This is a genomic window from uncultured Lacinutrix sp. (genome assembly GCF_947500325.1).
In the GTDB taxonomy this organism is placed as follows: Bacteria; Bacteroidota; Bacteroidia; order Flavobacteriales; family Flavobacteriaceae; genus Lacinutrix.
Map to the genome: position 1 here is coordinate 316,107 of NZ_CANMRQ010000003.1, position 13,067 is coordinate 329,173.

Consider the following 13,067-nt stretch of genomic DNA (forward strand, 5'->3'; position numbering starts at 1 on the left):
TTACATTACCGTTTTATAAAGTAAACACAATTTTTTAGTATGCTAAAGTTTTCTAAACTCTTTTTTATAGGTTTCTTAATAATTTTTGGGTTAACTGGCTGTTCTGATGATGACACAAATCCCGAACCTCAAACGATTATTGATCCGTCTGAAAGTTATCAACTTTTAAATGTTTCTTATGGTAATGATAGCGATCAAGTTTATGACATTTATCTTCCTCCCAATAGGGATTTAAATACTAAAGTAATTGTATTAGTTCACGGTGGTGGTTGGACTTCTGGAGACAAAGCAGATATGGATGATATAAAAGATAGACTATTAATTGATTTACCAGAATATGCTATAGTAAATATAAATTACCGTTTGGCATCTCAAGGTGTATCTCCGTTTCCTATGCAATTAAATGATATTACGACAGTAATTAGTGAACTTAAAACAAAACAAACAGATTATACTATTTCTCAAGATTATGGTTTTTTAGGTATTAGTGCTGGTGCTCATTTATCAATGCTTTGGTCTTACAGTTATGATACTAATAATGATGTAAATATGGTTGGCAGTATTGTTGGGCCAACTAATTTCACAGATCCAGCGTATTCTTCTATAGTTAATCCTGCTTTTCTATTTTTTGGAGTTGCACCTTCAGTTGAATTTGCAGAACAATACAGTCCTTTTCATCAAGTACAAACGACTTCTCCACCAACTATTTTGTTTTACGGCGGTATGGATAATTTAATACCAACATCGCAAGGTGTAGATATGGATGCTAAACTAACAACTCTAAATGTACCTCATCAATTTACACTATACCCTAATGAAGGTCATGGTTGGGAAGGCACAAATTTATTAGATACTTGGACTAAGCTAAAAGCTTTTGTTGAAATACATCATTAGAAAAGTATAAATACATGTTTCTTTAATAAAACCCCATTTTTTATAATAAAAAGAACAGAATAAGCTCCGGCACCATCACTATTATGCATAACAATTATTATTCTTCCATCTTTTGTGCTATAAACCGAAGTTAAACCAAAATTTGGTTCGTACAAATCTTCTGTTTTTTCTTTAGGAATTTTAAATAAAATATTATTTTGAACAATCTCAAATGCTGAGTATTTCATATTAGGAAGATTACCATCTGCTCCATAAAACTCTTTACCATCTATAGATTCGACAATATTATTGTACTTTTCATTATACCCAATTTTATGGTTCGAAACATCAAAACTTGTTTTAGAAATATGCACACTAATATCTTCTTTTTTAAAAACAACAGAAGATTTGTCTTTATGAACTAATTTAATTTCATCATAATTAAAACTAGTATCCTGATACTCAAAATCAAAAAAAGAATCTAAGTCCTCAAGTCTAACAATTGTGTCTTTAGTTTTTTCTTCAGTAATCGAATTTATTGAATACGATTCATTAGTAGAAATAATCTTATTTATAGATAAACTATATAGCTTATCACTGTTCATTTTTTTTATTCTGTTTTTATATACGAACCCTACATTGCCATGCAAATCCTTTACTAAAAACCAATTTGAGTTAGTACTTTTATTATAGAAAAAATATTCGTTTTCTTTTATTATACTAATAATTTTAGAACTACTATTTTGTTGTTCTCTAATATTTGTATAACCATCCTTATCGTCAATTAATCCAATTTCAGTATCATTATTTTGAATAAAAACCGGTGTTATGTTTTTTTTAATTTTAAAAATAGAAAGCTGATTACCTATGTATTCTGTATATAGATAATCAGCTTTATTAATGGTTAAAACACTATCTGTTTTAGCCTCTATAATATATGAACAAAAAAGTAGAATTAAAATTAAGAAAAAACCTTTTTTCATAATCCTAACATTTACCCTATCAGCTCCAACTTAGCAAAACGTAATAACAATTTCTTTTTTCCACCAAATTCAAAATTAATTTCGGCTTTAACATCACTACCTTTACCTTCTATTTTAAGTACTTCTCCTCTACCAAACTTTAAATGCTTTACTCTATTACCCTCAACAAGTTCTCCTCCAAATAAATTGGCTTCTATTGGTGCTTCTATTTCTGAAGCTTTTTTCATTTTTTTTGGTGCACTTATTTCGAAATTTATCGGTTCTTTCTTTTTTGCCACTTTCTTTTGAAATTTTGGTTGTACTGGTTTTTTAAATCTTATTTTATTTGGTTGAACATCTCCAAAAATATCTGCAGATAACATTGGATTTATTCGGCGTTCTTCTATTGGAGTTATTATATCTAAAAACTCATCATCTATTTCTTCTATAAATCGACTTGGTTCAGAATCTACTAATTTCCCCCAACGATACCTTGATAATGCGTATGTTAAATACGCTTGTTTTTCCGCTCTTGTCAAAGCTACATAAAATAATCGTCTTTCTTCTTCTAGCTCGCTACGCGTATTCATACTCATAGCACTTGGAAATAAATCTTCCTCTAAGCCTACTATAAATACGTGATTGAACTCTAAGCCTTTAGATGAGTGAATGGTCATTAATGCCACGTGATTTGGATCTCCTTTATCTCCATCTAAATCTGTCGCTAAAGCGACATCTTCTAAAAACTCTGCTAAATCATCTTTAGAATCTGCAATTTCTAATTGACCTTCAACAAAATCTTTAATCCCATTTAAGAGCTCTTCTACATTTTCAAGTCTCATAACACCTTCAGGTGTTCCATCTTTGTTAAACTCTTTAATTAAGCCACTAGTTTTGGTAACATGTTCTGCCAAATCAAAAGCATTAGCTGTTTGATTCATGACTTGATAACTTTCAATTAAAGTAACAAAATCTCTAAGTTTATTTTTGGTACCATTATTTATATTAATAGCAATAGTATCAATTTCTTTTAAAAGAGCAAAAATAGTTTTTCCACTAGCATTAGCCGCTATAATTAATCGATCTATGGTTGTTTGACCAATACCACGCGCAGGATAATTAATAATACGTTTTAAAGCTTCTTCATCTGCTGAATTAAGTATTAAACGCAAATATGCTGTAACATCTTTTATTTCTTTACGTTGGTAGAATGACGTACCACCATAAATACGATAAGGAATATCCCGTTTACGCAAAGCGTCTTCCATAGCACGCGATTGTGAATTGGTACGATATAAAATTGCAAAATCACTATTTAGCAATTGATTGTTCATCTTTTCTTCCCAAATGGCACTGGCAACATAACGTCCTTCATCTCCATCTGTTAATGAGCGGTGTACTTTTACCTTTTCACCTTCATCATTAGCTGTCCAAACTATTTTATCTAACTTCGTTTTATTGTGCTCGATGACCGAGTTTGCTGCGCCAACGATATTTTTTGTTGAACGATAGTTTTGCTCTAATCGATACATTTTAACATCATCATAATCTTTCTGAAAATTCAAGATATTATTAATGTTCGCACCACGAAACGCATAAATACTTTGCGCATCATCTCCAACAACACAAATGTTTTGAAAACGATCTGCCAAGGCACGTACAATTAAATACTGTGAGTGATTTGTATCTTGATACTCATCAACTAATATATAACGAAACCTATCCTGATATTGCGCTAAAACTGATGGAAACCTAGTTAACAATTCATTAGTTCTCAACAATAAATCATCAAAATCCATTGCTCCAGCTTTAAAACATCGATCTACATATTCTGCATATATTTCTCCCATTTTTGGTCTGCGTGCCATAGCATCAGCTTCCATAAGTTCTGGGTTTTTAAAATAGGCTTTAACCGTTATTAAGCTGTTTTTATAAGAAGAGATTCTACCATAAACTTGTTTTGTTTTATAAATATCTTTCTCTAAACCCATCTCTTTAATAATAGACCCTAGAAGTTTTTGAGAATCTTGAGTATCATAAATAGTGAAGTTACTTGGAAATCCTAAATGATGTCCTTCAAAACGAAGTATTTTAGCAAAAACCGAGTGAAACGTTCCCATCCAAAGGTTCTTTGTTTCACTATCACCAACAATATCGGCAATTCTGCCTTTCATTTCTTTGGCCGCTTTATTGGTAAAGGTTAGTGCCAAAATATTAAAAGCATCTATACCTTGACTCATTAAATAAGCTATACGATAAGTTAACACACGCGTTTTACCAGAACCGGCGCCTGCAATTATAATCATAGGGCCATCTTTCTGTACTGTAGGCTCGTATTGTGCTTCGTTTAACTGACTTAAATACTTTTCCAAATTCGCTATCTTTTATAAGGGCATAAAAATACGTATTGTCACGGTTTTACGCCATCCGTTTTATTAATAATTATAAACAATTATCTATAATCTTTTACTTACTTTTTTTTGAATATATTTACAAGGCTATTACAAAAAACTAAATCTTAATAAAGTCTCAATGAATAAAAGTATTCTATACTTACTATTCTTTTATACAATTGTATCGTTTTCACAATCTAACAAACTGTACCATAAAACCTATACAAAGCAAGATGGTTTAGAATTAGACAATATAAATAGTTTATGTTTTGATAACGATGGTTTTTTATGGTTAGGTGGTAAAGATATAGATATTAGAACCATTATAGTTAACAATAAGAAATTAGCTTTACAGCGTTTTAATGGATTTAATTTTCATAGTATTCCACTTCCAGACTATGGTTTTGATTATACCGAAGTACATCAAATTTACAAACGTAAAGATGGGCTTTTTTACATAAAAACAGCTTTTAAGCCTAAACATGCACTGCTCCTATTCAATCCAAAAACAAGCGAATTTACACCTATAAAATTTTATGGTAATTTAAAAACCGACGCCTTATCAGATATTATAAATTATAATGGTAAAGATTATATTTTGTCTCAAAATAAAAGAACGATTACACTTAATATTTTAAATGAAGATTTAAGTATTAAAACTCTTTTCAGCTTTACAAGTAATGAAAATAAATTTTTACTTGATTCTTCAACTAAGCTTATTCCTTTTAAAGATTTCTGTATTATTGGTGATGATAATTTTCCAATTACTATTTTAGATTGGAATGGAACTATTATAAAACGATACTCACCAGATTCTTTTAAGAGAGATAGAGATTCTAAAAAGAATAAATTTTGGATTGATGAGTGTTTTGTAAAAAACAATATACTATATGCTTTTATAAATGGTACTCCAATTTTACATCGTTTTAATACAGAGAATTTTCAATTTACACCTTTAGATTCTGAAAAAACAACTCTAAATAACGAGCACTTAAATTGCTATACAGATACTAATAATAAGACCATAATTTTTGCTTCAGAAAATCAAACTATTAGTTTTAATGCTTTTAAAAATGATGTTTTTAAAACAATAGAATCTACAAACTATGATAAAGTTGGTCGTATAGAAGTAATTTCTAAAGATTTAAATGATGATTTATGGCTAAGCACAAATGGTGAATTACATTACTATAAATTTCCTAAAAAAACGATTAAAACATATTTAAAAGACAAACAATTAAGAGCCATTAAACCTTTAGATTCAACAAACTACATTATTGCTACAGACAATAATGGCTGGTATAAATTTAATACTATTAATGATTCTTTAACGTCTTTTAAAATTATAGAAAATGAAGAAGCTATTCTTCCACATTCATCAAGAAACTTTATTGTAGAAGACAGTATTATATGGAGTAATAGTGGCGGCAATATCTTGAAAGTAAATAAAAACACACATAAAGCAGATGCTTACAGACATTATCCCATTAATTGTTTAGAAAAAGTAAATGACAGCATTATTATTTATGGAACCAATGGCTACCATTTAATGCAGTTTAATAGCAATACAAACCAACATACATCTCTTGCTAAAACAGATTCTTTAGAAATTCATGATATTGAATTAAGTAAAGACAAACAATTTTTAGTTGCTGGAACACATAAAGGTCTACTAACCTATAATCTAAAAAATTCTGAAACAAAATTCTATACTAATTTAGAAGACTCCTTTATTTTAATGACAGATTACCATGAAGATTATGGCTATTTATTAGGAACACGTTCTGGACACATTATAGCATTTAAGCCAGAAAACAACAGCCTAAAAACTATATATCGTGATAATTTAAAAGCAGGTATTGCCACTATCTTATTTGAAGATGATTTATGGTGGATTAATACATTTAACGGCGTCGTCGCTTTTAACCCTGAAGACAAAACAACAACGCGCTTTTCTGAAAAAGATGGCTTTAGTCATTATGAAGGTAATAGATACAGTGCTATTAAAGCTGGCAAAAATTTCCTTATTGGCATGATAAAAGGGCTGAATTATTTTAACCCAAAAGCGTTAAAAAAACTAAATGATTCTGCCACATTAACACTACTAAAGGTAAAGCATTATGATAAAACTAAAAAAACGTTTGTAAACAACTTTAGTCAAGAGTTATTCAATAAAAACCATACTATTACTTTGCCTAGTGAAAATCGTGCTTTAGATATAGATTTTGGTTTAAAATATATTAATGCCGTTGATAAAGGTTACAATTACAAATACCGATTAAATAATAAAGACTGGGTAGCGCTAAAAGGCAAGAATAGTATCCAATTTCCAAATCTTGCAGCTGGATATTACACACTTGAAATTGAAGCTAAAGATTTTTCAGGACACAAAATTGGTAATTCCTTATTTGTAGATATAAACAGTAAAGCATTATTTTATAAAACATGGTGGTTTTACCTAATTATATCCTTAGCTGTTATCTCTTTTTTACTCTGGATGCTTAATCAAACTAATACTAGAAAGCGTTTACAAGAAGAGTTTTCTCAAGGCTTAATACAATCTCAAGAAAATGAACGTAAACGTATTGCTAAAGAGCTACATGATAGTATTAGTCAACAACTCACACTTATAAAAAAGAAGGCGCAACATACAGATCAAAAAGAAATTACGACATTAACTCATAATACTTTAGAAGAAGTACGTTCTATTTCTCGAGGTTTATATCCACCATTATTAAGACAATTAGGCTTAAGTGAAAGTATTGAGCAGTTGCTTCTTGAAGTAGACGAGCAAACCGAATTATTTGTATCTGTAGATATTGATAATATTGATCGTTTTTTTAACGAAGACCAAACATTAAATTGTTACAGGTTTATTCAAGAATGTATTAATAACTGTTTAAAACATTCGCAAGCTAAAGCTATAACTGTTAGTGCAATTATAGAAAACAATAGTGTCGATATTTCTATTCAAGACAATGGTAAAGGTTTTGATGCTATTAATGCACAAAAACAATATAGTTTAGGTTTAAAAACAATATCCGAACGTATTCGCATTTTAAAAGGCGAGCTTATTATAGATAGTAAACCTAATAATGGCACAAAAATCATTGCTAAAATCCCTATAAAACATGGCTAAAAATCTTAACATAATAGTAGCAGATGATCACCCAATGCTATTAAAAGGCTTAATAGAAGAACTCACAACTAATGGATACAAGGTTATTGATAGTGCTGGAAATGGAGCCATAGCCTTAGAATTGATTACAAAGCTAAACCCAGATATTGCTATTTTAGATATAGAAATGCCTTTACTTACTGGTTTTGAAGTTATAAAAAAATGCGAGGATAAAAACTTAAAAACTAAATTTATTGTACTAACCTCTCATAAAGAAAGCCGCTTTATATATAAAGCTAAGTCTTTAAACATTTCTGGTTATTTATTAAAAGATGAGCCTTTTATAGAAATACAAAAATGCATTGAAACCATACATAATGGCGGTCAATATTTTAGTTCTGTTTTTAATGCTATTTTTGAAACAGAAATCTCTCCCGAATTAGAAAAAATAAAGCGTTTATCTCCTTCCGAAAGAACCATTATTAGACTTATAGCTCAAGGTAAAACTTCTAATGACATTTCTGAATTACTCTTAATCTCTCCTAGAACAGTTCAAAAACATCGCGCAAATATTTTAAATAAACTTAATATTGAATCTTCTACAGATGCTTTATCCGTTTGGGCAAACGATAATAAAGAATTAATACTTACCCTTTAATTTGTTTTCATAAATACTCGTAAAATGTTGTCCGGTTAAATTAAAAATAAATCAAAAAATCATACAAATACATCTAAACAACTAATATTCAAGTAATTAAACAAAAGCCAACACTACGTACCCCTACGTATTTTTTGACACGACTACGTATTTCATAATTCCATAAGACACTATATCTTGCATTTGTAAATTAAGGCTATTAATCAATTATCTATAATCTATAAAAGCCATTGTTGACTTTAAAAGGTTTAATAGTGGCTTTTATTTTTTTTAAGTTAATAGCTGCTCCAAAAAAAACTGACTCATGAAAAGTATCAAACTATTATTTCTTTTATTTATCAGTAGTATTGTTAATAATACTTATGCCCAACAATCAAAACATTTTAACTATCAAACAGTAGTTCGTGAAATTTCGGGAACTGTAATTCAAAACGAACAAATTGGTGTTAAAATAAGTATCCTCAAGCAAGGAGGAATTGTACAATATACCGAGACTTTTAATCCAACAACAAACAATAGCGGTATTATATCACTAGCTATTGGAAACGGCACACCTACAGTAAGTAATTATCATGCTATTAATTGGGGATCTGGACTTCATTTTTTTGAGATATCTATCGATCGATCTGGAGGTACAAACTATGAAATTTACCAAACTGAGCTTATTACTGCTTCACCACATTCTAAATTTGCAATTACTACCAAAGGAGTTGTTCCTTATTCAGAATTACAGAGAGATCAAATATTAGCACCAGAAACTGGACAAGTTATTTTCTGTTCTAATTGTGGGACTAATGGTGAATTTCAAGTTTTTAATGGTACGAGTTGGACTAATGCACTTGGAGCACCAACAACAGATGGGCCAATTTTAGTAAACTCTATTACAGTAAATCTAGATTTTGACGACACAGCTACAGATCCAAACAATGCCTTTTCTTTATCCACTATAATTACTCCTGCAAATGCAGCAAACCAAACAGTAACATGGACGTCTAGTGATGAAAGTGTTATTACTATAGATGCTTCTGGAAATATAACACCTATTAGCAACGGCCCTGTGGTTGTTACTGCTACTTCAACAGATGGTGGTAATGTAACAGGCACCTTAGACTTAAATTTCACTACTACTCCAGGAGATCTAGAACCTACAAGCATAGAAATATACGGGCTTGTTCAAGTCTATGAAGACAACACCATAGAACTAACAGCAACATCTATTCCTTTAAATATTGAAGATGAAAACGCCACTTGGGTAAGTAGTGATACTGCTATTGCTACAATAGATAGTAACGGTATAGTAACAGGTGTTAGCCCTGGAGAAGTAACCATTACAGCTACTTCCAGTATTGTAAATACACTTACAGCTACATACCAAGTCACTGTGTCTGAAGTTATGGATGTAACTGCTCCAGTAATTGATATAGAAGGCAATACAGGAGATCCTATTCTTATATTACAACGTAGTCCAACAACAACAATACCAAATGCCACTGCCACAGACGATGTAGATGGCACTTTACCTGTTACCGTAACAAACACTAGTTTTAATGGTAATGTTTTTGGGGATTATCCTGCAAGTTATAAAGCAACAGATTCTTCAAATAATGAAACCTTAATAGAATTAACGCTTAGAGTACAAGATAGTGTTGCTCCAGTTATTACTGTAGAAACGTATGAATACGGAGCAACCATTTCTGCCGTTCAAGGTGCTGGTTTAACTATACCTACTGCAACAGCCGTTGATGATAATGGTGATACGATTCCTGTTATTGTTGCTAATGATGGTTTCGATCCAAATACTATAGGAGAATATAATATTACGTATACAGCTACAGATCCTTCAAATAATGCAGAAACGTTTATACTAACACTTGCTATTTTACGTGGAGACCCACCAACTATTGCTATAGATGGAGGAATAGTCAATGGAGATACTGTTAACACCGTACAGTTTCAACCATTCACTACGCCAATCGCAACAGCTACTGATGCTTTAGGAAATCCAGTAAACGTAATTATTGATGATAGTACTATAGACTTAAACACCGTAGGAGCTTACACTGCGACCTATACCGCTACAGATAGTTTTTTAGAAGAAACTACAAATCAAATTACTGTAAATGTAACAGATGGAGAAGCACCAATAATATTAAAAGAAAATACAGATCTTAGTATTGTAGCAGGCATACTAGATACACCTACTTTTATTAAACAAGTAATAGCTACAGACAATGTTGGTGTAACCAATTATACGATTACAGAGATTACAGAAGATGAAATACATGGTGGTCCGTTGTTGTTTCCAGATTTAATGTACGAATTCTTAACAAATAATGGAGGTACTATTACCATTGATAATAACGGAAATATACAGGCCACAAAACCTAGTTTTGAAGCACAATTCTATTTTAAAATTGAAGCTATTGATGCTGCTGGTAATTTAGACACGTCTTATATCTCAATAATACATTCTGAACTTATATTAAATGATGTTCGCGTATCTGAGGTATACAATGGAGACTGGATTCAAATAGGTTATAATGCAGGATACAATTATGGCATAGAGAAACAACCAGAATTATCTGTAGGGCAAGAGTTATTATATCTTACTAGTGCAGGTGCTGGTAGTGTTAATTACGAAGGATATGAAATCAATGCACAACCCAATGACGGTAGTGAAGATTTTCAAATTGTTCAAGATATTACCAATCCGGACATATACACACTAAAATTGGTAAATAGTTTTAATATAGCTATTAGACCCAATTACACATTAAACTTAAATCTATTAGGAAGACTCGATGGTACTACAACTAATATAGTTGTGCAAACCCTTACTATTAACATTAATCTTAAAAGCGTTACTGAAATTGATTCTGATTTCGCAGATATTATTACTAAACTAAATGGAGCACCAGCCACATTAAGAAACCTTTTTAGCTCCTGCTCTGTTGGTGTACCAACAACAGCCAGCAATACTGTTTTTGGACCTATAGACTCTGTTTTAGATGAAATTATAACAGCAGTACCTATTATTCCAGAAGGTATTACAGAAATAGCAGCAAAAGCGTTAATTGGCCTATCGCCTTATGTTATATGGGTAAGAAAAGATAATAGTATTTTACGTGTATTCTTTAAATTTACAAAAGCAAATAAAGTTGTAGAAATAGAATACATAGACAACCCAACAAGAGGTTGTTACTGGGCAGTTGCACTAAAATCCACACTTAAAGGTTCTGGGTTTGCTGCGTCTGATATTAGTTCTAACCTTTCATTCTTAGATCCTGGCATCGCTGCTATAGTGACTACCAATACAACAGTAACGTCTTCCGATTTCGATTGCGTTAAAATCCCCAATAATATTAGCCTATTAGCAGGAACACATTTGGTCGCAAGAACAAAACTATTAGGAAATGGTGTAGGCCTTAACTTACTCCTTAATCCTGAAGTAACCATAAGTATTGGAGTAACTCCTACTGGTTGGGCAGATCAAAACTTATCTATGAATGTTGCTTTAAACACCAATTTTTTAGAAGCTTTCGATGAAGCACTTCTAGACTATATTGTTATTGGAACCGATGCTGCACAACAAGGTATAGGTCAAGCTATTAATGGTCTACGAGCTGCAGAAGACGCTCTTCAACAAGCACAATGGGTGTTTGATCAAGCAAATAATCAATTTGTTAATGCACAAAATGCCATAGCTGTTTTTCAAGATCGTGTAAACTATCTACAAGGTCTAATTAATAACTACAATACAGATATTACAAATCTTGAAACAAATATTAATTATTTACTTAGTCAGGAAATCTGTACGCCTGCCGGTTGTATTCCATGTTATTATCCAAGTTTTTGTGGTTATAGTTGTGGTTTCTTTACCTGTTATTTCCCATGTATAAGATCTTGTGGTTGCGCAGAGTTTCCAGCTGTATGTGTACCAGATCCTGCAGCATTAATACAAGTACCGCCATTAGCAATAAGTTTAGCTGTTCTTCAATCTGCAAGATTAAGTACTATTGCTGCATTAGCTTCTGCAAATGCAACATTAACAGCTGTCTCTGTAAGTTTAAGTGGATTACAAGCTGCCGTTAATGCTTCGCAAATTTCCTTAGATGCTGCTTCACTTGCTTTTGATGCCGCAGAGGCTAATTTAAATGCAGTACAAGCTGGATTTGGTTATATTGGGGATGTTGCTAGATTTATATTAGATAATACAGGAAAACTTGTAGAAACTTCAAGCGCTTCTTTTCAAACAACTATTGGTTCTGCCAATAGTGGTAATTGGTCTGGAACTTTAACCTTTGGATTAAAATTTAGAGGAGGACCAAATAATACAATAAGTACTGGTTTTTCTTTTAGTGATGTTCCTGGATCTATTGGAAGTATTGGTGATTCCTTATTAAACCCATAAAAAGTAAAAAAATCAATTTTTTAAAAACTATTAAAATTAGCAGTTATGAAACTATATATATTAAGCATACTATCTTTATTTTTATTTGCCAGCGAGTTAAGCGCACAAACTAATAACGGTTTTAAATACCAAGGAGTTTTAAGAGATGCCTCTGGTAATATATTAGATGGACAAAACGTCAATTTAAATTTCTCGATAAGACAACAAACCATTAATGGTACTATTATTTACCAACAAACCATTAACCAAACAGTAAATGCCATAGGAGCTGTTACTGTTATAATTGGTGATGGCACAGCAACTATTGGTGATTTTAAAACTATAGATTGGAGTCAAGGGCCTTATTTTCTTGAAACTGCTGTAGATATTACTGGTGGTACAAACTATTCTACACTAGGAACAACAGAACTATTAAGCGTGCCTTACGCATTACACTCTAATACCGCAAGTAAAGTCCAAAATGTAACTGCTAGTGAGCGTATTGCTATTACAACACCAACACAAGGGCAGCTTGTTTTCTGTACAGATTGTGGTGCTAATGGAGAATTACAAGTATATAATGGTACGCTATGGACTAATATGGTTGGTGGTAGTATTCAAACGCCTTAGTATTTATAGTACTACTTAATTATAAGTACTTTAAACAAGGAGC

7 protein-coding genes are annotated in these 13,067 nt (G+C 31.5%); 5 read left to right on the forward strand and 2 right to left on the reverse strand.

Going from position 1 to position 13,067, the window contains the following annotated elements; all coding sequences use genetic code 11:
• Positions 1 to 39: 39 nt before the first annotated feature.
• Positions 40 to 894 (forward strand): alpha/beta hydrolase, encoded by an 855-nt coding sequence (locus Q0997_RS06405; RefSeq protein WP_299886270.1) that lies wholly within the window; start codon positions 40 to 42, stop codon positions 892 to 894.
• On the opposite strand, the gene Q0997_RS06410 is transcribed toward Q0997_RS06405, so the two are convergent.
• Both Q0997_RS06410 and Q0997_RS06415 read right to left on the reverse strand, forming a co-directional pair.
• Positions 891 to 1,856, reverse strand: a complete 966-nt coding sequence (locus Q0997_RS06410) for a hypothetical protein (RefSeq protein ID WP_299886273.1) — start codon at positions 1,854 to 1,856, stop codon at positions 891 to 893. The two genes, Q0997_RS06405 and Q0997_RS06410, sit on opposite strands and share 4 nt — an antisense overlap.
• Positions 1,857 to 1,867: 11 nt before the next feature.
• Positions 1,868 to 4,207 carry an ATP-dependent helicase gene (locus Q0997_RS06415; protein ID WP_299886276.1) on the reverse strand — a complete coding sequence of 780 codons (2,340 nt, stop codon included), beginning with the start codon at positions 4,205 to 4,207 and terminating at the stop codon, positions 1,868 to 1,870.
• 160 nt (positions 4,208 to 4,367) lie between these two features.
• Between Q0997_RS06415 and Q0997_RS06420 the strand changes: the two genes are divergently transcribed.
• The 4 genes from Q0997_RS06420 to Q0997_RS06435 all read left to right on the forward strand — a co-directional run bounded on the left by Q0997_RS06420 (position 4,368) and on the right by Q0997_RS06435 (position 13,024).
• Entirely contained in the window at positions 4,368 to 7,367 is a 3,000-nt protein-coding gene (locus Q0997_RS06420) for an ATP-binding protein (RefSeq protein ID WP_299886278.1), read from the forward strand.
• Positions 7,360 to 8,004, forward strand: coding sequence for a response regulator transcription factor (locus tag Q0997_RS06425; RefSeq protein WP_299886281.1), 645 nt, complete (start codon positions 7,360 to 7,362; stop codon positions 8,002 to 8,004). Before Q0997_RS06420 ends, Q0997_RS06425 begins: the two co-directional genes overlap by 8 nt.
• A 304-nt stretch (positions 8,005 to 8,308) precedes the next feature.
• Positions 8,309 to 12,415, forward strand: coding sequence for an Ig-like domain-containing protein (locus Q0997_RS06430; protein WP_299886284.1), 4,107 nt, complete (start codon positions 8,309 to 8,311; stop codon positions 12,413 to 12,415).
• Positions 12,416 to 12,460: 45 nt separating this feature from the next.
• Positions 12,461 to 13,024, forward strand: a complete 564-nt coding sequence (locus Q0997_RS06435; RefSeq protein ID WP_299886286.1) for a hypothetical protein — start codon at positions 12,461 to 12,463, stop codon at positions 13,022 to 13,024.
• Positions 13,025 to 13,067: the final 43 nt, after the last annotated feature.